The 20,457-nt window shown below is 66.5% G+C and carries 20 protein-coding genes and 1 tRNA gene; 10 read left to right on the top strand and 11 right to left on the bottom strand.

The features are described from left to right. Positions 1-110: 110 nt before the first annotated feature. From CAL26_RS17110 to CAL26_RS17135, 6 genes are all read right to left on the bottom strand, one after another. Positions 111-2,021 carry a potassium transporter Kup gene (locus CAL26_RS17110; protein ID WP_094848031.1) on the bottom strand — a complete coding sequence of 637 codons (1,911 nt, stop codon included), beginning with the start codon at positions 2,019-2,021 and terminating at the stop codon, positions 111-113. Then, the gene (locus CAL26_RS17115) at positions 2,018-3,043 is read right to left on the bottom strand and encodes a sensor histidine kinase (RefSeq protein WP_256988646.1); all 1,026 of its coding nucleotides are present in this window, start codon (positions 3,041-3,043) and stop codon (positions 2,018-2,020) included. Before CAL26_RS17115 ends, CAL26_RS17110 begins: the two co-directional genes overlap by 4 nt. A 183-nt stretch (positions 3,044-3,226) precedes the next feature. After that, positions 3,227-3,898: a response regulator transcription factor gene (locus CAL26_RS17120; RefSeq protein ID WP_094848033.1), complete on the bottom strand. Its 672-nt coding sequence runs from the start codon at positions 3,896-3,898 to the stop codon at positions 3,227-3,229. Positions 3,899-3,970: 72 nt separating this feature from the next. After that, complete coding sequence (locus CAL26_RS17125) at positions 3,971-4,441, bottom strand: ExbD/TolR family protein (RefSeq protein WP_094848034.1); 471 nt, start codon at positions 4,439-4,441, stop codon at positions 3,971-3,973. Continuing rightward, a complete protein-coding gene (locus CAL26_RS17130; protein WP_094848035.1) occupies positions 4,442-5,320 on the bottom strand; it encodes a MotA/TolQ/ExbB proton channel family protein in 879 nt (292 codons plus the stop codon). It abuts the gene before it with no gap. Between the two features lies 1 nt (position 5,321). Beyond that, positions 5,322-6,143 (bottom strand): energy transducer TonB, encoded by an 822-nt coding sequence (locus CAL26_RS17135; protein ID WP_094848036.1) that lies wholly within the window; start codon positions 6,141-6,143, stop codon positions 5,322-5,324. Between the two features lie 247 nt (positions 6,144-6,390). Between CAL26_RS17135 and hisD the strand changes: the two genes are divergently transcribed. The 10 genes from hisD (at position 6,391) to CAL26_RS17185 (ending at position 16,883) form a co-directional block, all read left to right on the top strand. Continuing rightward, positions 6,391-7,713: a histidinol dehydrogenase gene (gene hisD, locus CAL26_RS17140; protein WP_094848037.1), complete on the top strand. Its 1,323-nt coding sequence runs from the start codon at positions 6,391-6,393 to the stop codon at positions 7,711-7,713. Between the two features lie 2 nt (positions 7,714-7,715). Beyond that, a complete protein-coding gene (locus CAL26_RS17145) occupies positions 7,716-8,486 on the top strand; it encodes an SDR family NAD(P)-dependent oxidoreductase (RefSeq protein ID WP_373454487.1) in 771 nt (256 codons plus the stop codon). Then, positions 8,483-9,574, top strand: a complete 1,092-nt coding sequence (locus CAL26_RS17150; RefSeq protein WP_094849935.1) for a LacI family DNA-binding transcriptional regulator — start codon at positions 8,483-8,485, stop codon at positions 9,572-9,574. Before CAL26_RS17145 ends, CAL26_RS17150 begins: the two co-directional genes overlap by 4 nt. Further along, entirely contained in the window at positions 9,571-10,533 is a 963-nt protein-coding gene (locus tag CAL26_RS17155) for a 3-hydroxyacyl-CoA dehydrogenase (protein ID WP_094848038.1), read from the top strand. Before CAL26_RS17150 ends, CAL26_RS17155 begins: the two co-directional genes overlap by 4 nt. A gap of 48 nt (positions 10,534-10,581) precedes the next feature. Beyond that, a complete protein-coding gene (locus CAL26_RS17160) occupies positions 10,582-11,580 on the top strand; it encodes a Bug family tripartite tricarboxylate transporter substrate binding protein (RefSeq protein ID WP_256988508.1) in 999 nt (332 codons plus the stop codon). A gap of 31 nt (positions 11,581-11,611) precedes the next feature. Then, positions 11,612-12,475 carry an isocitrate lyase/PEP mutase family protein gene (locus tag CAL26_RS17165; RefSeq protein WP_094848040.1) on the top strand — a complete coding sequence of 288 codons (864 nt, stop codon included), beginning with the start codon at positions 11,612-11,614 and terminating at the stop codon, positions 12,473-12,475. 58 nt (positions 12,476-12,533) lie between these two features. After that, positions 12,534-13,538 carry a tripartite tricarboxylate transporter substrate binding protein gene (locus tag CAL26_RS17170; protein ID WP_094848041.1) on the top strand — a complete coding sequence of 335 codons (1,005 nt, stop codon included), beginning with the start codon at positions 12,534-12,536 and terminating at the stop codon, positions 13,536-13,538. A 44-nt stretch (positions 13,539-13,582) separates the two neighbouring features. Beyond that, positions 13,583-14,977, top strand: a complete 1,395-nt coding sequence (leuC, locus tag CAL26_RS17175; RefSeq protein WP_094848042.1) for a 3-isopropylmalate dehydratase large subunit — start codon at positions 13,583-13,585, stop codon at positions 14,975-14,977. After that, positions 14,974-15,582: a 3-isopropylmalate dehydratase small subunit gene (gene leuD / locus CAL26_RS17180; RefSeq protein ID WP_094848043.1), complete on the top strand. Its 609-nt coding sequence runs from the start codon at positions 14,974-14,976 to the stop codon at positions 15,580-15,582. Before leuC ends, leuD begins: the two co-directional genes overlap by 4 nt. 122 nt (positions 15,583-15,704) lie before the next feature. Next, entirely contained in the window at positions 15,705-16,883 is a 1,179-nt protein-coding gene (locus tag CAL26_RS17185) for an iron-containing alcohol dehydrogenase (RefSeq protein WP_094848044.1), read from the top strand. An 80-nt stretch (positions 16,884-16,963) separates the two neighbouring features. Here CAL26_RS17185 and CAL26_RS17190 read toward each other — a convergent pair. From CAL26_RS17190 to rlmB, 5 genes are all read right to left on the bottom strand, one after another. Beyond that, positions 16,964-17,039 (bottom strand) — tRNA-Val (locus CAL26_RS17190). A 174-nt stretch (positions 17,040-17,213) separates the two neighbouring features. After that, positions 17,214-17,486, bottom strand: a complete 273-nt coding sequence (locus CAL26_RS17195; protein ID WP_066637942.1) for an HU family DNA-binding protein — start codon at positions 17,484-17,486, stop codon at positions 17,214-17,216. 250 nt (positions 17,487-17,736) lie between these two features. Then, positions 17,737-18,417, bottom strand: a complete 681-nt coding sequence (locus CAL26_RS17200; RefSeq protein ID WP_094848045.1) for a Fe2+-dependent dioxygenase — start codon at positions 18,415-18,417, stop codon at positions 17,737-17,739. 15 nt (positions 18,418-18,432) lie between these two features. Beyond that, positions 18,433-19,677 (bottom strand): cystathionine gamma-synthase family protein, encoded by a 1,245-nt coding sequence (locus CAL26_RS17205; protein WP_094848046.1) that lies wholly within the window; start codon positions 19,675-19,677, stop codon positions 18,433-18,435. Positions 19,678-19,713: 36 nt separating this feature from the next. After that, on the bottom strand, positions 19,714-20,451 hold the full coding sequence (rlmB, locus tag CAL26_RS17210; RefSeq protein WP_094848047.1) for a 23S rRNA (guanosine(2251)-2'-O)-methyltransferase RlmB: 738 nt from the start codon (positions 20,449-20,451) through the stop codon (positions 19,714-19,716). Between the last annotated feature and the right edge of the window lie 6 nt (positions 20,452-20,457).

The raw sequence follows: 20,457 nt of genomic DNA on the forward strand, positions 1-20,457 counted from the left end.
CGGACCGGCGGAGCCGGATCCGCAGTGTCCCGGATCTGGGGGCACCTGTTTTCTTGACCGCCCGCCGGATCCGCGGTGTCCCCGATTGGGGGCACCTTTATTCCGCGGAGCTAGAGCTCCACCTGCATGCCCATTTCCACCACGCGGTTGGGTGGAATCTTGAAGAACTTGGTGCTGCGGGTGGAGTTGCGCGCCATGAAGGCGAACACCGCGCGGCGCCAGCCGCGCATGGCCGGGCGCTTGGCGGCCACCACCGTCTGCCGCGAAAGATAATAGGACGTGCGCATCGGCTCCAGATCGACTTCCGGATATGCCTCGGCCACTTCGCGCAAGGCTTCCGGCACGTCGGGCTCTTCCTTGAAACCGTAGGTCAGCACGGCCTGCCAGCTGGAAGCGCTCAGCTTGGTCAGCGAAAACCGTTCTTCCGGCGATACATAGGGCACGTCGGCACTGCGTATCGTCAGGAACACCACGTGGTCGTGCAGCACCTTGTTGTGCTTCAGGTTGTGCAGCAGCGCGGGCGGCACGTTGCCCGGATTCATCGTCATGAATATGGCGGTGCCGTGCACGCGCGCGGGCGGGAACTGCTCCAGCTGCTCCATGAATTCACCCAGCGGCTGGCGGTCGCGCTGCTGCTGGCGGCTGAGCAGGTAGCGGCCACGCCGCCACGTCAGCATCAGCGTGAACACCACGATCCCGACCAGCAAGGGCAGCCAGCCGCCCTCTTCCACTTTCAGCGCGTTGGCCGAGAACAGCAACAGGTCGAACACCAGCAGGAAGCCCAGTATGGCCCACCACATGGCGCGGCGCGGCCCGCTGACGGCGGCGCGCGACATCAGCGACAGCAGCAATACGGACGTGGTCAGCATGGTCCCCGTCACCGCGAAGCCATATGCCGCCGCCAGGTTGTCGGAGCTGCGGAACACCACCACCAGCACCAGCACCGCGACCAGCAGCAGCGCGTTGACCTGCGGCAGGTAGATCTGGCCCTTCTCGATCGCGGAGGTGTGCAGGATTTCCATGCGCGGCCAGTAGCCCAGCTGGACGGCCTGGCGCGTCATCGAATACGCGCCGGAAATGACCGCCTGCGATGCGATGATGGTGGCCACGGTCGCCAGGCACACCAGCGGCACGACACCCCACTCCGGCGCGAGCAGAAAGAAAGGATTGGCGATCGCCTTGGGATCGCGCAGCAGCAGCGCGCCCTGGCCGAAATAGCACAGCGTCAACGCGGGCGCGACCATCCAGAACCAGGCGCGGCGGATGGCGCCGCGGCCGAAATGCCCCATATCGGCATAGAGCGCTTCCGCGCCCGTCAGGGCCAGCACCACCGACCCCAGCAGCACGAAACTCGCGCGCGGCGATTCGATGACGAAGTGCAGGCCCCACATCGGGTTCAAGGCCTGCAGGATGGCCGGCGTCTGGAAGATCTGCCATGCCCCCAGCACCGCCAGCGTGGCGAACCACAATCCCATGATGGGACCGAACAATTTACCCATCACGCCCGTGCCATGCGACTGGACCATGAACAGGCCGACCAGCACGACCAGGGACAGGGGCACCACCCAATGTTCGAAGCGGTGCGACACGACGCTGATGCCTTCCAGCGCCGACAGCACCGAAATGGCCGGCGTGATCATGCTGTCGCCGTAGAACAGGGCCGCGCCGAAGATAGCCAGCGCGATCAACAGCATCCGCACCTTGCCCTGCCGTCCGCGTATGGCCAGCTCCAGCAGGGCCAGCGTGCCGCCTTCGCCCCGGTTGTCCGCCCGCAGCACCAGCATGACGTACTTGAACGACACCACCAGCATCAGCATCCAGAACAGGATGGAGAGCACACCCAGCACGTGGGCGGGCTGCAGGTCGCCATATCCCACCAGGCACTGGCGCAAGGTATAGAGCGGACTGGTGCCGATATCGCCGTAGACGACCCCCAGCGCTCCTATCATCAAGGCGGCCTTGGAAGAAGGCGCGTGGTGCGGCGCCGCCAGGGTGGGCGCGCTTGCGGTTCCGGTCGTCATACGTGAATGTCGTGTCGGGTCAATTGAGCGCCCTTGCGAGGACCGGGAAACACCACGGTCAGGCGCGTGCCCGGAAATTCGGGGCGGCTGGAAAGCTTCCACCACGCGCCGTGCGCGTGTGCGATTTCGCGGACGATGGCCAGGCCCAGGCCGGAACCGCCCGCGGTCGCGGCGGGCGATCGGTAAAACGCTTCGAATACCCGGTCCTGGTCCTCGACCGGGATGCCCGGCCCGTCGTCCATGACGGTCAGGCTGGGCGGGTTGTTGCCCACCGTCAGCGTGATCCGGCCGCCGGGCGGGCCGTAGCGCAGGGCATTGTCGATGAGATTGCCCAGCAGTTCATCCAGCAGCAGCGGATCGGCGTCGACCCAGACCGGTGCCTCCGGCGCGTTCAGGTCCAGTTCAAATTGGGCGGCGCGCACCCGCGGTATCCATTCCGCCCCGCTGGCGCGCACCCATTCGCATAGATCGATGCGCACGAAGCTGTCCTGCGGACGGGCATTGGGATCGGCGCGGGCCAGTACCAGCAACTGCTGTCCCAGGCGGATCATCCGGTCGCTGACGGCCTTGATACGTTCGGCGCGGGCGCGCACGTCGTCCGGCAAGGGCCGGGCGAGCATCAATTCCGATTCCAGCCGCAGCCCGCTCAAGGGCGTGCGCAGCTGATGCGCGGCGTGGCCGATGAAGCGGCGCTGCGCCGCCAGGGACGAGTCCAGGCGCGCGAGCAGATCGTTGGTGTGCAGTACCAGGGGCTCCATCTCGGCGGGGACGCCGGCGACTTCCAGCGGCTGCATATCGTCGATCGAGCGTTGCCGGATCTCTTCCGACAGCAGGTTGACGGACCGCAGGCCGGAACGCACGCCATGGACGACCACCCAGGCGAACAGCGACATCAGGATGATCTGGCCGACCACCATCAGCAGGAAGAAATCTTCCAGCTCCCAGAGGGTCATGTCGATCTTGTGCGTCATGACCCATGTCAGGGCCAGGTCCAGCAGGACGAGCAGCAGGATGGCGGGCAGCAGCCGCACCACCAGGTAACGCGCGAGCGATCCCCGGGGAAGAAGCAGACCAGACTGGAACGAGCGCTGGACTTGCGGGCTGCTACGGGTGCGATCGGACGGGATATCCACGGTCATGTTCGTAGGCGAACCCGGCCGGACGACCCTGTCCGGGTTTCTTGGTCACCGCGCGGAAGCCGGCTTTCAGGCCGCTTCCACATCCAGCAGGTAGCCGAAGCCGCGCACGGTTTGAATACTGGCACCCGTGCCTTCCAGGCGCTTGCGCAGGCGGTACACGTAGACTTCCACCGCGTTTTCGCTGAAATCGGCGTCCCAGGCGGACAAGGAATTGACGATCTGCCGCTTGGTGACGACGCGACCGACGCGCGCCATCAGCATTTCCAGGACGGAAAGTTCACGCACGGAAAGCGACAGGCGTTCGCCGTGGACGCGGACTTCGCGCCCAACGGTGTCGAAAACCAGGGGGCCGACTTCGACCAGCGGCTGCGCCTGCCCGCTGCGCCGCCGGAAAAAGGCGCGCACCCGGGCGGCAAGTTCGGGCAGTTCGAAGGGTTTGGTGACGTAGTCGTCCGCCCCCGCGTCCAGCCCGGCCACGCGGTCTTCAAGACCGTCGCGCGCCGTGAGTATGAGCACCGGCACCTGATTGCCGTCCACCCGCAGTTGGCGCAGGACGTCCAGGCCGCTCATGCCGGGAAGGTTGAGATCGAGCAGAAGCAGATCGTAAGGTTGGCCCGCCAGGGCGCCCAGAACCTTGTCGCCGTCGGTGAGCCAATCGACCGCATACCCCTGGTCGGCCAGAAACTCCTGCAGCGCATGGCCCAGGGTTGTGTCGTCTTCGATTACGAGTACTCGCATGGCGCGATTCTAGCGCGATCCGACCCGCAACGCGTCAAGGTTCCGGGCCGCCGATACGAAAAATTTCGTCAATCAACGGGCGGGCGCCGGCGCCGCGCCCTGGGCGGGCGTGCCAGCCGGCGTGGCCGGCGCGGGGTTGGTCACGAAGCCGATACGCCCCAGGCCGGAGCGGCGCGCCGCGCCCATGACCTTCGCCAGGGTTTCGTAACGGGTATTCAGGTCGGCCCGGATGCGGAGCTCGGGCTGGGGCTGCCCGCCGGCCGCCGCCGCGAAGCGACTGGCCAGTTCCGCCTCCAGGACGGGCTGATCGTCCCAGAACAGCTGCCCATTGGCATCGATCGCCAGATCGATGGTCTTGGGCTCTTCCTTGACCGGCTCCGCGCTGACCTGCGGCATATTGATCCGGATCGAATGGGCCAGCAATGGGGCGGTGATGATGAAAATCACCAGCAGCACCAGCATGACGTCGATCAGCGGCACCATGTTGATTTCCGACATCGCGTGCCCGCCGGAACCCTTGTTGTCGAATCCGCCGAAGGCCATTTACTCGCTCCCACGCACCGGATGCGCGCCGGTGCGGCGCATCGCCCGTACTTTGCCGTCCGACAGGGCCACCTGCTGACCCGTGGTCAGGAATGCGAACAGATCGTGCGCGAAGGCGTCGAGCCGCGACAGGAAAACGCGATTCTTGCGCACGAAAGCGTTATAGGCCAGCACCGCCGGAATGGCCACCGCCAGGCCCAGGCCGGTCATGATCAGCGCCTCGCCCACCGGGCCGGCGATACGGTTGATGGTGACGCCATCGGCCATGCCGATGCCCACCAGGGCGTGGTAGACGCCCCACACCGTGCCGAACAGGCCGACGAAAGGCGCGGTGGACCCGACCGAGGCCAGTACGGTCAGCCCGTTTTCGAGCTTGGCGGTTTCTTCGTCGATCACCTTGCGCATCGTGCGCGTCACGAACTCGCCATTGGACCCCGCCTCGGAAAGCGTCACGGCGCCGTACTTGGCATGGTGCGCCTGCGCGTGCATGGCGTGGGACGCCAAGTGCGAGAACGGATCGCGCGCGCCATGCGTGGCGATTTCGTTTTCGACCTGCTCCAGCGAACTGGAGCTCCAGAACTTGTTGAGGAAATCCTGCGAACGCTTGCGGATCATGGCGCTGTTGATCGCCTTGACGACGATCAGGTACCAGGTGATCAGGGACATCAGTAGCAGGATGACGAACAGCGTCTTGCCGACGACGTCGCTCTGCGCGACGAAATGCATGATGCCCATGTCGGGCGTCGGCAGCGGCGCGGCCGCCCCCTGCATGGCGGGCGCCTGCAGCGCCGTCCCGGCAGCCTGCCCCGCGCCGGGGGCAGCCGGCGCGGCGGGCGTGGCCTGCGCCAGCACCATGGCGATGTGGTGTGCGATGGACATCTCAGTTCCTTATATTGAAATCGAACGGAATACGTGCCTGGACCGTATAGGCGACGCCGTTGCGCGTATAGGGCTTGAATCGGACCCGGCGCACGGCATCCAGCGCGGCTTCGTCCAACCGGGGGAAACCGGAAGACGCCACGACCGTCGCTCTTTCGATCACGCCCTGGGGGTTGACGACCACCAGCACCGTCACCCGGCCTTCTTCCCGGCGCCGCTTCGACGCCATGGGATAGACCGCGGACGGCCCCGCGCCCAGATACTCGATGTTGGAGACGGTTTCGGGCTGATCGCGTGGCGGACCCTGGCGCGGCGCCTGGGTCGTCGTGGCGCCATCGGGCGCGCCGGTGGGTGGCGAAGGCGGTGCCGGCGGCGGCTCCACGGGCTTGGGCGGCGGCGTTTCCTTGACCGGCTGAGGCTTCGGCTTGGGCTGTGGCTTGGGCTTCGGTTTGGGCTTGGGCGCGGGCTCCACCGGCTTTTCGATGACGGGTTCGGGTTCCGGCTCGGGCTCGGCTTTTTCCGGCGGGGTCGGATCCGGTTCGGGCTGGGGCTGGACCTGCGGCTCCGGCGGCGTGGGCGGCTGAACCTCGGGTTTGGGCGGTTCGGGCGTCTCGGGCGCCTTCGCGACCTGCGGGACTGGCGCTTCCACCACGCTGACCATGATGGGCTGGCTTTCCGGGGGAAGCGGCACCACCTCCTCGGTGGAGAGCATGGCGCCCGCGACCACGGCATGCACGGCCACCACGACGATTCCCGCTCCCAGCCTGACGCCCAGGGAAGAATTCGACGATGTGGACCAACTGCTTCGTTTGTTGCTAGGCATGAACCAGCCCGATGCCCTGTCTTGAGTTGAACCTCGAGCCGCCGAGGGAACAGGCGGTTCGGAATGAGTCCGACATGCTATCTCAAATAGGAATTATTCGCAAAATCATTCGAGACTAGGAACACAGATGGTCGGGGAGGCCGCCCGCCCCCTTTCCGGCCAGGGCTAGGGAAACCACTTAGTTTGCATACGAATGCATAGTCCTTAGCCTGCATACGTATGCAAACTCCACGCTCAGGAACCCGACATGATTCGCTATCTCAAGCGCGGCCGTGACGCGCAGACCCGCGCCGATGACGACACCGCCGTCCGCAATACCGTGGAAGGCATCATTCGCGATATCGAAAGCCGCGGCGATACCGCCGTGCGTGAATACAGCAAGAAGTTCGATAAATGGGAACCGCAGGAATTCCGCCTGTCGCGCGCCGCCATTGAAAAGGCCATGAAAAGCCTGTCGGCCCGCGAGCTGGAGGACATTCGTTTCGCGCAGGCGCAGATCCGCAATTTCGCGCAGATCCAGCGCGATTCCATGAAGGATGTGGAAGTGGAAACCCGCCCCGGCGTGTTCCTGGGCCATCGCCACATTCCCGTCAATGCCGTGGGCTGCTACATACCGGGCGGCAAGTATCCGATGCTGGCGTCGGCCCACATGAGCGTGCTGACCGCCAAGGTTGCCGGCGTCAAGCGGGTGATCGCCACTGCCCCGCCCTTCCAGGGCGAACCGCATCCGGCCATCGTGACCGCCATGCACCTGGCCGGCGCGGACGAGATCCTGGTCCTGGGCGGCGTGCAGGCGGTCGTGGCGATGGCAGTGGGCACCGGCAGCATCGCGCCGGTCGACATGCTGGTGGGGCCGGGCAATATGTTCGTGGCCGAGGCCAAGCGGCAGTTGTACGGCCGCGTGGGCATCGACCTTTTCGCGGGGCCCACCGAAACGCTGGTCATCGCCGACGACTCGGTCGACGGTGAATTGTGCGCGGTCGACCTGCTGGGTCAGGCCGAGCACGGGCCCACGTCCCCCGCCGTGCTGCTGACCGATAGCGAGGCCTTGGCCAAGGCCACCCTGGCCGAAATCGACAAGCAGCTGCAGCGCCTGCCCACCGCCGACATCGCGTCCAAGTCATGGGCGGAGTTCGGCGAAGTCATCGTGTGCGACAGCCGCGAGGAAATGCTGCAGAAGGCCGACGAGCTGGCCTCCGAGCACGTACAGGTGATGACGCGCGACCCGGACTGGTTCCTGGACAACATGACCAACTACGGCGCCCTGTTCCTGGGCCCGCGCACCAACGTCGCCTTTGGCGACAAGGTCATCGGCACCAACCACACGCTGCCCACCAACAAGGCCGCGCGCTATACCGGCGGCCTGTGGGTCGGCAAGTTCCTGAAGACCTGCACCTTCCAGCGCGTGACGACGGATGCGGCCAGCGCCGAGATCGGCGAGTACTGTTCGCGCCTGTGCCATATGGAAAACTTCGCCGGCCACGGCGAACAGGCCAACATCCGCGTGCGCCGCTACGGCGACCGCGCCGAGGTGCCGTGGTACGAGCCCGTGGCGGAGTTGCAAAAGTGACAATGGCGATGCAGCTGCCCGCCTTCAGCGGCTTCCGGCTGGACGGCAAGCGCGCCCTGGTCACCGGCGGCGGCCGGGGCCTGGGCCTGGCATCCGGCGTGGCGCTTGCGCGGGCCGGCGCCCACGTCACGCTGGCGGCAAGGTCGGCGGCGGAACTGCAGGCGGCCCGTGATGCCATCCGCGCCGAAGGCGGCAGCGCCGACTTCATGGTGCTGGACGTGACCGACCCGGCCGCCGTGAAGCGCGAGATCGACAGCCGGGCGGCCTTTCATGTGCTGGTCAACAACGCCGGCATGAACCGGCCCAGGCTGTTGACCGACACGCCCGACGAAGACATCGACGCGGTGTTCACGCTGAACGTGAAGGCGGCGTTCTACGTGGCGCGCGAGGTGGCGCGCGGCCTGCAGGCGCAGGGCCTGCCGGGCTCCATCATCAACGTGTCTTCGCAGATGGGGTTGGTGGGCAGCCCGCGCCGCACGCTGTACTGCGCCAGCAAGCACGCGCTGGAAGGCATGAGCAAGGCCCTGGCCTGGGAGCTGGGGGCCGCGGGCATCCGCGTCAATACCTTGTGCCCCACCTTCATCGACACGGCGTTGACGGCTCCCATGTTCGCGGATCCGGCGTTCCGCAATTTCGTGATCGACAGGATCGCCCTGGGCCGGCTGGGCCGTGTCGAGGAAGTCATGGGGCCGATCGTATTCCTGGCCAGCGACGCGTCCAGCCTGATGACCGGCAGCGCACTGGTGCTGGACGGCGGGTGGACGGCGGCATGAAGGCCAAGGTGAACGCCCACGACGTTGCGCGCCTGGCGCAGGTGTCGCAGTCCGCCGTCAGCCGCGCCTTCACGGAAGGCGCGAGCGTGGCGCCCGACACGCGCGAACGCATCCATGCCGCGGCCCGCAAGCTGGGCTATCGTCCCAACGCCATCGCGCGCAGCCTGATCACGCGGCGCAGCCGCATTATCGGGCTGGTCATGAGCTACCTGGAAAACCAGTTCTATCCGCTGGTGATCGAACGCCTGTGCCAGGCGCTGAAGCAGGACGGCTACCACGTGCTGCTGTTCATCAGCGAGACGGAAGACGCCGACAACGTGCTGAGCGAGATCCTGCAGTACCAGGTGGACGGCATCGTCATGGCGTCGACCTCGCTGTCGTCCGAACTGGCCAACGACTGCAACACGGCCGGCATACCCGTGGTGCTGTTCAACCGCGTGGCCAAGATGGATCCGCTGGGCGAGTATTCGACCAGTTCGGTCACCTCGCAGAACCATGAAGGCGGCAGGCTGGTGGGCGAACTGCTGGCACGCACGGGGCATCGCCGCATCGCCTGCCTGGCCGGATCGCCAAATGCATCCACCAGCAGGGACCGCGAGGCGGGACTGTGCGAAGGCCTGGCCGCCGCGGGCTTGCAACTGTACGCGCGGGCGGTAGGCAACTACGACTTCGCGCAGGCGCGGCAGGCGGTGCTCGACCTGTTCAGCGACCCTGCCAGGCGCCCGGATGCGCTGTTTGCGGCCAACGACCACATGGCCATCGCGGCGCTCGAAACCCTGCGCAGCGAGCTGGGCCTGCAGGTGCCTCGCGACGTATCGGTGGTGGGTTTCGACAATGTGACCCAGGCCGGCTGGCCTTCGTTCAACCTGACCACCGTGCAGCAGAACGTCGACGAGATGGTCGAGGCGACGCGCACCATCCTGTTCGACCAGATCGGCGGCCACGTGTGGGCGCGCCGGGTCGCCGTGCCGTGCGTGCTCGTCGAGCGCGGCACGGTGCGGGTGCGCGAAGCAGGCGGCGAAAACACGGACCAGGATGGTCCCGCCGCGGCCCGGTCCGCCAGTAAGAATCGCAGGAAGACACTATGAACCAGGATGTGCATACGCTATGCCATGGCCGCCCCGTGGCGGTCGTCGGCGCCGGCCTGGTCGGCGCTGGCTGGGCAATCGTCTTCGCCCGCGCGGGCTTGCGCGTGAAGATGTTCGACACCGACCCGCGGGTTCTGGGCAACGCTACCCCGCTGATCGAATCGCAACTGGGCGCGCTGCGCCGCCACGGGCTGATCGACGAAGAGCCCGCCGCCGTGCTGGCGCGCATCGCCCCGGCGGCCACGCTGGCCGAAGCGGTTGAAGGCGCGAGCTACGTGCAGGAATCCGTGCTCGAACGCGTGGACGTGAAACGTGAATTGATGATCGCGCTGGATGCGCTGCTGGCGCCCGACGCGGTGGTGGGCAGCTCCACGTCCGGCATACCCGGCTCGGCATTCGCCCTGGACCTGTCGATCTCGCCACGCGTGCTGATCGTGCATCCGGTGAACCCGCCCTACCTGGTGCCGGTGGTCGAACTGGTGCCGTCGCCCCAGACGGCGCAAGCCTCCGTCCGGTCCACCGACGCCCTCATGCAGGCCGTGGGCCAGACAGTGGTGCACGTGCGCAAGGAGGTGGAAGGCTTCGTGCTGAACCGCCTGCAGGCCGTGCTGCTGCGCGAAGCCTGGGCGCTGGTGCAGGAAGGCGTGGTCAGTTGCGAAGACGTGGACAAGACCGTGCGTGACGGCCTGGGCTGGCGCTGGTCGTTCATGGGGCCGTTCGAAACCATAGATCTGAATGCGCCCGGCGGCGTGGCCGATTACGCCGTCCGCCTGGGCCCGCTGTACCAGCGCATTGCCGACTCCCGCAGCCATGCGGAGATGTGGGATGCCGGCCTGATCAGCCAGGTGGAAGGACAACGGCGCCAGCACCTGTCGCATGACGAACTGGAATCGCGGCGCGCGTGGCGCGATGAACGACTGATGGAATTCGCCGCTGCCCGCCGCAGGGGCGAATCCTAGATTCCATAGCGCCCCAAGCCCCATACAAACATAACAACGGAGACATCGATGACGCTTACCCTTGCCATGCCGGCCCGCACCCGCCGTCACGTATTGGGCCTTGCACTGGCGCTTGCCGCCTGTCTGCCCGCGGCCCACGCGCTAGCGGACTACCCCAGCCACCCGATCCGGCTGATCGTGCCCTTCGCGACCGCCGGCGTCACCGACACCAGTGCGCGCCTGGTCGCCGAGAAGCTGGGCCAGGAGCTGGGCCAGACCGTGATCGTGGAAAACAAGCCGGGCGCCGCGGGCAACATCGGCACCCAGATGGTGGCGCAGGCCGAACCCGACGGCTACACCCTGCTGCTGGGTTACGACGGCACGCTGGTGATCAACCCCAACGTGTATGCGAAGGTGCCTTTCGATCCGGTCAAGAGCTTCGCGCCGATCGGCAAGATCGGCGACGCCATCCTGCTGATCGCCGCCAACCCGAAGCTCGGCGTGAAGGACCTGAAGGGCCTGCTGGAATACGCCCGATCCACGCCGCAGGGCGTGTCCTACGGCAGCGCGGGCACGGGCAGCACCACCCATCTGGCGGGTGAGATGCTGCGCCAGCGCACCGGCATTCCCATGACCCATGTGCCCTACAAGGGCGGCGGCCAGGCCTTGATCGACGTCGTCGGCGGCACCTTGCCGGTCACCTTCGCCGCGGTCACCGGCGCCATGCCTTTCGTCAAGGGCAAGCAGATCGACGCCATCGCCGTCACGTCCGCCGAGCGTGCGCCGTCGCTGCCCGAGGTGCCCACGCTGATGGAGTCCGGCGTGAAGGACTTCGAGATCAACTCGTGGGTGGGGCTGCTCGCCCCCGCGCGCACGCCCCGGCCGGTCATCGACAAGCTGAATGGGGCGCTTCAGAAAGTGTTGAACGACCCGGCGATGAAGGAGCGGCTGGCGCAACTGGGCATCGTGGCCACGCCCGGCACCCCGGAAGCCTACGGGCAAGAGATCGTGCGCGACCTGGCGAAGAACAAGGAAATCGTCAAGGCCGCGAACATCAAGCTGGATTGAAGCTGTATCACCGATACCAACAGGAGGCCCCATGGCCAATCCCATACTTCGACAGAAACTCTCCACCGGGGAATTCATCGTCATCCCCGGCGTGCAGGACATGATCGCGACCGTCATGGCCGACAAGGTCGGCTTCGACATTCTCTACGGCACGGGCTATTGGCTGACCGCGTCCAGCCTGGGGCTGCCGGACGCCGGCATCGCCACGTACACGCAAATGGTGGACCGCATGCGGACCATCACGCGCACCTCGAAGGCCGCGCTCATCGCCGATGCGGACACCGGCTACGGCGGCCTGCTGAACGTGCACCATACGGTGCGCGGCTACGAAGACGCGGGCGTCACCGCCATCCAGATCGAAGACCAGGAATTCCCCAAGAAGTGCGGCCACACGCCGTTCAAGCGCTGCGTGCCCGTGGAGGACATGGTCGAGAAGATCAAGGTGGCCTGCGAAGCGCGCCAGGACAAGGAGAACTTCCTGGTCATCGCCCGCACCGACGCGCGCGCCAGCCTGGGCGTGGACGATGCCATGCGGCGGCTCGAGGCCTATGCCGAGGCGGGCGCCGACATCCTGTTCTTCGAGGCGCCCCAGAGCGAGGAAGAAATGCGCCGCGCCTGCGAGGCGTTCGACAAGCCCATGATGGCCAACATGGCCGATGGCGGCAAGACGCCCATCCTGCCGGCGTCCGTGCTAAAGGAAATCGGCTATTCGCTGGCCATTTTCCCCGCCATGACCAGCCTGGTGGCGGCCGCCGCCATGGAGAAGGCGCTGCGCCACCTGAAGGAAGCCGGCACCAGCCTGTCGCCCGACATTCCCATGACCGACTTCAACGAATTCTGCAAGCTGATCGGATTCGAGGAAGTGTGGGATTTCGAAAAGCGCTGGGCCCGTTAGACATCGCGCACCAGCCAGACATCGCGCATCCAAGACCAACTCAAACAAGGAGACAACCATGACTTCCAACGCACCTAGCCGCGCCTTTCATTTGCACATCGGCGCGCTGTTCCGCGTCGCCGCCCTGGGCACGGCGGCCTCGTTGTGCGCCGTGGCCGCCGCCTCGGCGCAGGCCGCATGGAAACCCGACCGACAAGTCACCATCGTGGTGCCCTACGTGCCCGGCGGCGGCACGGACGCCAGCGCGCGCGCCACCGCGAAGCTGCTGGGCGAGCAATGGGGCCAGCCGGTGGTGGTGCAGAACATGCCGGGCGCCGATGGCCTGATCGGCACGCGCCACGTCATGGAAGCCAAGCCCGACGGCTACACCCTGCTGCTGCAGACGCCGGCCATCGTGCTCACCAAGCACACGCCGGCCTTCAGCGGCGCCGATCCGCTGACCCAGTTGGTTCCCGTGACCAACGTCGCCCAATCGCCCGGCGTGATCGTGGCCAACGGCAAGTTCCCCGCCGCCTCGCTGCCCGAGCTGATCAGGCACTGCAAGGCCGCGCCCACGCCCTGCTCCATGGGCACCGGCGAAAACGTGGCCAAGCTGTTCGGCCAGCAGTTGAAGGCCGAAGCCCTGCCGAACCTGATCGTGGTCAACTACAAGGGCACCGCCGCGATCATTACGGACATGATCGCCAACAACGTGAACTTCGCCGTCACGGGCGTGGCCTCGGCGCTGCCGTATCAGAAATCGGGGCAGCTGAAGATCGTGGCCAACCAGGGCAAGCATCGTTTCCCGCTGGCGCCCGACGTGCCCACCGTCATTGAGACTGGCATGCCGGAGTACGAGTACACCACGTGGTTCGGCCTGTTCGCGCCCAAGGGCACGCCGCCGCAGGTGACGCAGGCCATCTATAGCGCGGTGAAAGAGGCCATGCGCAGTCCCGACCTGCAGAAGTCCATCGCCACGGTGGGCGCCGAACCGCTGGTGAATACGCCTGCCGAGTTCGCCGCCCAGGTGCAAGGCGAGGACCAGCGCTTCACCGCGCTCGCCAAGCGTTTCCCGCTGGACTGATCCATGCTGAAGGCCGACCGGCGGCCCGATAACCAGGAAAGAAGATGAGCAAGCAGACCTTATTCGACAAAGTCTGGGATGCCCATGTCGTGGACGAACTGCCGGACGGCACCACCGTCCTGCACGTCGACCGGCATCTCATGCATGAACTGACGTCGGTGGACGCAGTCGCGGCGCTGGAGCGCCGCAACCTGCCGCTGCGCAACGCGAACCTGACCTTCGCCAACCTGGACCACGTGATCTCCAGCGCGCCCGGCCGGCGCGCCGGTGACGAAGCGTGGAGCACCGCGGCGGTGGAGACCTTCCGCCGGCAGTCCGCACAGCTGGGCATCGACCTGTTCGACCTGGACGATGGCCGCCAGGGGATCGTGCACGTGACCGGGCCCGAGCAGGGACTGTCGCTGCCCGGCACCACGGTGTTCTGCGCGGACAGCCACACCTGCACGCACGGCGCCTTCGGCGCGATCGGCATGGGCATGGGTTCTTCCGAGCAGGTGCAGGTCATGGCCAGCCAGACGCTTCGCCAGCGCAAGCCGCCGGTCATGCGCGTCATGCTGCGCGGCACGCCCGCGGCGGGCACGACGGCCAAGGACGTGATCCTGCACGTGATCGGGCAATTGGGGGTCACGGGCGCGCAGGGCCATGCGGTGGAGTATGCCGGCCAGGTGGTCGAAGGCATGGGCATGGAAGCGCGCATGACGCTGTGCAACCTGAGCATCGAGCTGGGCGCGCGCGTGGGCATGATCGCGCCGGACGACACCACCTTCGAATACCTGCGCGACCGCCCCTACGCGCCGCGCGGCCAGGACTTCGATGCGGCGGTGGAATACTGGCGTACGCTGCGCAGCGGCGCCGATGCGGTGTTCGACCGCGAGGCCGTCGTCGACGTGGAAGGCATCGGCCCCCAGGTCACGTGGGGCACCACGCCCGAACAGGTCATCCGCATCGACGGGATCGTGCCGGACCCCGCCGCCGAGGCCGACCCGCAGCGCCGCGCCACCGCGCAGGCCGCGCTGGACTACATGAAGCTGCGGCCCTTGCAGCCCCTGGCGGGCACCCGCATAGACCGCGTGTTCATCGGGTCCTGCACCAATAGCCGCATCTCCGACCTGCGCGCCGCCGCCGAGGTAGCGCGCACTGGACGCGTGGCGCCCCATGTGCGCGCCTGGGTCGTGCCGGGTTCGCTGCTGGTGCGCCGGCAGGCCGAACGCGAAGGCCTGCACCGCATTTTCCTGGACGCGGGCTTCGAATGGCGCGAGCCCGGCTGTTCGATGTGCGTGGGCGCCAACGGCGACATGGGCGCGCCCGGCGAGCGCTGCGTGTCCACGTCCAACCGCAATTTCGTCGGCCGCCAGGGGCCGGGCGTGATGACCCACCTGGCCAGTCCGGCCACCGCCGCCGCATCGGCGCTGGCGGGCGAAATCCGGAGGCCGGCATGAAGGCATTCGACGTCTGCACCGGCCATGCGGCCGTGATCGAACGCAACGACATCGATACCGATGTCATCGTGCGCATCGAGCGCATCGCGCAATTGAAGCGGGGCGAGTTCGCACCCTGGGCTTTCGAGATCTGGCGCTATCGGCCGGACGGCAGCGAGAACCCGGACTTCGTGCTGAACCAGGAGCCCTTCCGGTCGGCGAATATCCTGATCGCGGGCCGGAACTTCGGCTGCGGCAGCTCGCGCGAAATGGCGGTCTGGGCGCTGGACGAGTTCGGCATCCGCTGCGTGATCGCGCCCAGCTTCGGCGATATCTTCCACAACAACTGCCTGCAGATCGGCGTGCTGCCGGTGCGGCTTTCCGCCGAACGGATCGAGCCCTTCGCGGCGGCGGCCAGGCAAGAAATCCCCATCACGGTGGACTTGCGCGATTGCGCCGTGCGCCTGCCCGACGGCACGTCGGCGACGTTCACGCTGCCCGAGTCGCAAAGAACGGCGCTGCTGAGCGGGCTGGACGACGTGGACATGGCGGTGGCGCGGGAAGACCGCATCGCGGCGTTCCAGGCGGCCGACCGCCAGCGCCGGCCGTGGGCCTATCCACGCTGATCGGGCTGTACTGCCCCACATGGGCGCGATACATTGACGCCGACGTGGTGAAGCCGACATGGTGACGCGGACATGAGCCGGCGCGTATACCGACGCGCCGCGGCCATCGGCGGGAGACAATGATGATGACCTTCACTTTCAACACGGTGCCCAGCATCCATGCGGAATACGGTGCCGCGCGGCGCCTGGGCCAGATCCTGCGCGAGCGCTTTCCGGCCGCCGCGCGCATCGCCGTGATCACCGACGCATTCCTGCTTCGCAGCGGCCTGCTGGGACCGGCACTGGACAACCTGGCCGCGCATGGCTGGGACGCGACGGTGGTGGACGACGTGATCGCGGATCCGCCCGAACACGTGGTGCTGACCAGCGCACATCGCGTGCGCGACAGCCGTGCCCAGGTCGTGCTCGGCCTGGGCGGCGGTTCGTCGATGGACGTGGCCAAGCTGATCGCGGTGCTGAACGGCGGCGAGCAGCCGCTGCACGAGATGTACGGGGTGGGCAACGTGCAAGGTCCCCGCCTGCCCCTGGTGCTGATGCCGACCACGGCGGGAACGGGCTCGGAAGCCACGGCCGTCTCCATCGTGACCACCGGTGAAACCACCAAGAGCGGCGTGGTCTCGCCCGTGCTGTATCCGGACATGGCGCTGCTGGACGCCGAACTGACCATCGGCCTGCCCGCCGCCATCACGGCGGCCACCGGCATCGACGCCATGGTGCACGCCATCGAGGCCTATACGTCGGCGCGCCTGAAGAACCCCTTGTCCGACATGCTGGCCGCAAAGGCGCTGCGCCTGCTGAGCGACAACCTGATCACGGCTTGCGAACAGCCGGGCAATCGCGCGGCGCGCGAGGCCATGCTGCTGGGCGCCACGCTGGCCGGCCAGGCCTTCTCGAACGCGCCGGTCGCCGCGGTGCACGCGCTGGCGTACCCGCTGGGCGGCCATTTCCACGTGCCCCACGGCCATTCCAATGCACTGGTGCTGATGCCGGTGCTGCGCTTCAATGCGCAGGCAGCGGCGCCCTTGTACGCGGAGCTGGCCGATATGGTGGGAGCGGGCACGACCGTGGCATCCGCCACGCCCGCAGAAATCGCGATGGCGAAGACCGACGCCTTCATAGCCCATCTGGACGGATTGATCGATCGTACGGGCATCAAGCGCCGCCTGCGTGACGTCGGCGTCAGCGCCGCAGACCTGCCCCGCCTGGCCGCGGACGCGATGCTGCAACAGCGCCTGCTGGTGAACAACCCACGGCCGCTGCAAGAGGCGGACGCATTGGCGATCTATGGGGCGATACTGTAGGGGATACTGCGCGCAGCATCCTTGGTTTTCAAAAAACCATGAAAATCAAGGATTTGAATGATGGGACAGTGGGGGGGCAGTGGTGGGTGCTACAGGGGTCGAACCTGTGACCTACGCCTTGTAAGGGCGCCGCTCTACCAGCTGAGCTAAGCACCCCGGGGAATGAGTGGGGCCACTCTTGATGCCTTCGCGGAGCCAGCCGCGAAGCGCGAATTATAGCGATCGCCCGGCAAGGCCGCAAACGAGTCATCCGCAACAACGCAGGCGGCCGCTGCCGGCCATGCGTTCAGTGATATCCGTGCCGCCGGGCGATCATGATCGAGCGATCGATCAGTTGACTGCGTCCTTCAGGGCCTTGCCGGCGCGGAACTTCGGCACCTTGGCCTTTTTGATTTTGATGCTTTCACCGGTGCGGGGATTGCGACCGGTACGTGCTGCACGGGACGACACGGCGAACGTGCCGAAACCAACCAATGTTACGGTGCCGCCCTTCTTCAACGTCGACTTCACGGCGCCGATCAAGGCGTCGAGCGAACGGCCCGCGGCCGCCTTCGAAATATCGGCCTTGCTGGCGATGTGGTCGATGAGCTCAGTTTTGTTCATGCAGGATTACCCCTCACAGGTATGGTGCCCTGGGGACCGCGCGGCGATCGGCAAGGCATTCGAACGACTTCTTCTTGAACGGTTTGCATGACAAACCGCGACGCTTAAATTGCTACGCCGCCCATGATCCTGCCGGCGTTGAGCGGGCAAACCAGGAGCGACGTAGAGGCGTATTAGGCACCGGCGACACAAGGCTGTCAAGAAAAAATCCGCCGAAAACCCGCGTAGTTACTCGCTTTGCGTCGTGATGCTACACGTCGACCCAGCGCCGCAGCAGATTGTGATAGACGCCGGTCAATTGCACCAGCGAAGGGTGTTCCTTTACGTCCTGCGTCAGTCTTTGAATCGCGACATCGAGCTCGAGCAGCAGCGACCGCTGCGCGTCCTCGCGCACCAGGCTCTGCAGCCAGAAGAAGGAACTGATGCGCGCGCCGCGCGTCACTGCATTGACACGATGCAGGCTGGTGCCTGGATAAAGCACCATATGGCCCGCCGGCAGCTTGACGCTGCGCGGACCATATACGTCATCGACGACCAGTTCGCCACCGTCGTAACTATCGGGCTCGGACAGGAACAGGGTCGCCGACAGATCGGTGCGTACGCGCTCCGCGCTGCCGGGAATCGGCCGCACCGCGTTATCGACGTGGTAGCCGAAGTTCTCGCCGCCTTCATAACGGTTGAACAAGGGCGGAAAGATCTTGCGTGGCAAGGCGGCCGCCATGAACAGCGGGTTGCGCGCCAGCCGTTGCAGGACCAGATTGCCCATCTCCTGCGCCAGCGGATCGTTCTCCGGCAACTGGCGGTTCTGCTTGACCTGCGCCGACTGGTGGCCGGCCGTGACCTTGCCATCGACCCAACTGGCGGCTTCGAGCCGCCGCCGCATTTCCGCGGCCTCGGCACTGGTGAAAACTTCGGAGATTTGAATCAGCATCGCGGAGCTCCTGGCTCAGGTGTTCATACAGGCGCGCAACGCCTGGTCGAAATCACCCAGCAGGTCTTCTTCGTCCTCGATGCCGACGGACACGCGTATGAAGCTGTCGGCAATGCCCATCTGCGCGCGCCGCTGCGCGCCCATTTCGTAGTAGATGGTATGCGCGGCGGGCAAGGCCAGGGTCCGGGTGTCGCCCAGGTGCGTCGCCAGGATGACGACCCGCAGGCGATTGAGGAACCCGAAGCAATCGATGCCGTCCACCAGCTCCACGCCCATCAAGGCGCCGAAGCAGCCATCGAACAGCTCCGCCGCGCGCGCATGTTGCGGGTGCGACGGCAAGCCCGGATAAAACACCTTGGCCACGCCGGGATGCGCGTCCAGCATGCGCGCCAGCGCCAGCGCGTTGTCGCAGTGCTTGCGCATGCGCAGCGCCAATGTTTCGGAGCCGACGGCGATGCGGTGCGCGGCGTCGGCCGCCAAGGTGCCGCCCATGTCGCGCAGCCCTTTCTTCTTGATCTGCAGCAAGCCCCAGCCGGTCGGCGGGCCCTTGCGATAGGACTCGAAGATGTTCGGATAGCCCGACCAGTCGAACAGTCCCGTGTCGGTGATCGTGCCGCCCAGCGCATTGCCATGGCCGCCGATGTACTTCGACAGCGAATTCATGACGAGCGACGCCTGCACGTCGATGCCGCGCAGGATCCATGGCGAAGTCAGGGTATTGTCGACCAGGTAGACCAGCCCGCGGTCGCGGCAGAGGCTGCCGATGGTGACCAGGTCGGCGACCTGCGTGCCCGGGTTGGCGATGGTCTCGACGAACACCATGCGCGTATTGGGCCGCAAGGCCGCCTTCACCTGTTCGGCGTCGGTGGCGTCGACGAAGGTGATCTCCACGCCGAGTTCGACCAGGGTTCCGAACAGGCTGTTGGTATTGCCGAAGATGAACTGGCTGGAGACCAGGTGGTCACCCGCGCGCAGCAGCGTCGTGAAGACCGCCGCCAGCGCGGCCATCCCGGTGGCGAAACTGACGGTCGCCACGCCTTTTTCCATTTTGGTGACGCGCGCCTCCAGGGCGGCCGTGGTCGGCGTGCCCTGCCGTGCATACGTATAGCCCGACTTGCCCTGGAACACCGCCGCCAGCTCCTGCGCGTCGGCATAGCCGTACTCGGAAGAGACATGGATGGGCTTGTGGACCGCGCCGTGCTCGACATCGTCGCGCCGATCGGAATGAAGAATGGTGGTGGTGAAGCCGGATTTATCCATGATCGCGCGCGCCGAATTCGGGGAAGACCGGGGATTTTACCCCTGGCGCTGACGCACGGTTTCGTACAGGCAGACGGCGCTCGCCACGCTGACGTTCAGGCTTTCCACCGAACCCAGCATCGGTATGTGCACGAGCTCGTCGCAGGTTTCGCGCGTCAGCCGCCGCATGCCCTCGCCTTCGGCGCCCATCACCCAGGCCATGGGCCGGCGCGCATCCACGCCGTGCATGGGCGTGGTCGCCTGGTCGTCGGTGCCCACCAGCCAGACGTCACGGTCCTTCAGGGCCCGCATGGAACGCGCCAGGTTGGTGACCATGATGTACGGGACCGTATCCGCCGCGCCGCAGGCGACACGCTGCACCGTCGCGTTCAATCCGACCGCGCGGTCGCGCGGCGCAATGACGGCATGCACGCCGGCGGCATCCGCCGTACGCAGGCAGGCGCCCAGATTGTGGGGATCCGTCACGCCATCCAGCACCAGCAGGAATGCCGGCTCTTCGATTACGTCCAGCACGTCGTCGATGTCCGCGGCCAGCTGGGCCGGCTCGGCCAGGGCGATGACGCCCTGGTGCCGAGTGCCGCGCGCCAGGCCTTCCAGCCGCTCCACGGGGACGGGGTGGACCTTGCAGCCGGCCTGTCCGGCCTGCTCCACCAGCGACGCCATGCGTTTGTCGCGCCGCGAGGCCTCGACGTAGATCTCCTTGATCGAGGACGGCGCGTGGCGCAGGCGCGCCACCACCGCGTGGAACCCTGCCAGAACCTGGGTCGACGCCATGAAAAA

Source organism: Bordetella genomosp. 9 (assembly GCF_002261425.1).
Taxonomy (GTDB): Bacteria; Pseudomonadota; Gammaproteobacteria; order Burkholderiales; family Burkholderiaceae_B; genus Bordetella_C.

Bases quoted from the DNA above. Each gene is read 5' to 3' on its own strand.
- CAL26_RS17145 (WP_373454487.1), top strand. From the start codon at position 7,716: ATGGCGATGCAGCTGCCCGCCTTCAGCGGCTTCCGGCTGGACGGCAAG.
- CAL26_RS17120 (WP_094848033.1), bottom strand. From the start codon at position 3,898: ATGCGAGTACTCGTAATCGAAGACGACACAACCCTGGGCCATGCGCTG.
- rlmB (WP_094848047.1), bottom strand. From the start codon at position 20,451: ATGGCGTCGACCCAGGTTCTGGCAGGGTTCCACGCGGTGGTGGCGCGC.
- CAL26_RS17205 (WP_094848046.1), bottom strand. From the start codon at position 19,677: ATGGATAAATCCGGCTTCACCACCACCATTCTTCATTCCGATCGGCGC.
- leuD (WP_094848043.1), top strand. From the start codon at position 14,974: ATGAAGGCATTCGACGTCTGCACCGGCCATGCGGCCGTGATCGAACGC.
- CAL26_RS17160 (WP_256988508.1), top strand. From the start codon at position 10,582: ATGACGCTTACCCTTGCCATGCCGGCCCGCACCCGCCGTCACGTATTG.
- hisD (WP_094848037.1), top strand. From the start codon at position 6,391: ATGATTCGCTATCTCAAGCGCGGCCGTGACGCGCAGACCCGCGCCGAT.
- CAL26_RS17155 (WP_094848038.1), top strand. From the start codon at position 9,571: ATGAACCAGGATGTGCATACGCTATGCCATGGCCGCCCCGTGGCGGTC.
- CAL26_RS17200 (WP_094848045.1), bottom strand. From the start codon at position 18,417: ATGCTGATTCAAATCTCCGAAGTTTTCACCAGTGCCGAGGCCGCGGAA.
- CAL26_RS17150 (WP_094849935.1), top strand. From the start codon at position 8,483: ATGAAGGCCAAGGTGAACGCCCACGACGTTGCGCGCCTGGCGCAGGTG.
- leuC (WP_094848042.1), top strand. From the start codon at position 13,583: ATGAGCAAGCAGACCTTATTCGACAAAGTCTGGGATGCCCATGTCGTG.
- CAL26_RS17195 (WP_066637942.1), bottom strand. From the start codon at position 17,486: ATGAACAAAACTGAGCTCATCGACCACATCGCCAGCAAGGCCGATATT.
- CAL26_RS17110 (WP_094848031.1), bottom strand. From the start codon at position 2,021: ATGACGACCGGAACCGCAAGCGCGCCCACCCTGGCGGCGCCGCACCAC.
- CAL26_RS17125 (WP_094848034.1), bottom strand. From the start codon at position 4,441: ATGGCCTTCGGCGGATTCGACAACAAGGGTTCCGGCGGGCACGCGATG.
- CAL26_RS17130 (WP_094848035.1), bottom strand. From the start codon at position 5,320: ATGTCCATCGCACACCACATCGCCATGGTGCTGGCGCAGGCCACGCCC.
- CAL26_RS17165 (WP_094848040.1), top strand. From the start codon at position 11,612: ATGGCCAATCCCATACTTCGACAGAAACTCTCCACCGGGGAATTCATC.
- CAL26_RS17185 (WP_094848044.1), top strand. From the start codon at position 15,705: ATGATGACCTTCACTTTCAACACGGTGCCCAGCATCCATGCGGAATAC.
- CAL26_RS17135 (WP_094848036.1), bottom strand. From the start codon at position 6,143: ATGCCTAGCAACAAACGAAGCAGTTGGTCCACATCGTCGAATTCTTCC.
- CAL26_RS17170 (WP_094848041.1), top strand. From the start codon at position 12,534: ATGACTTCCAACGCACCTAGCCGCGCCTTTCATTTGCACATCGGCGCG.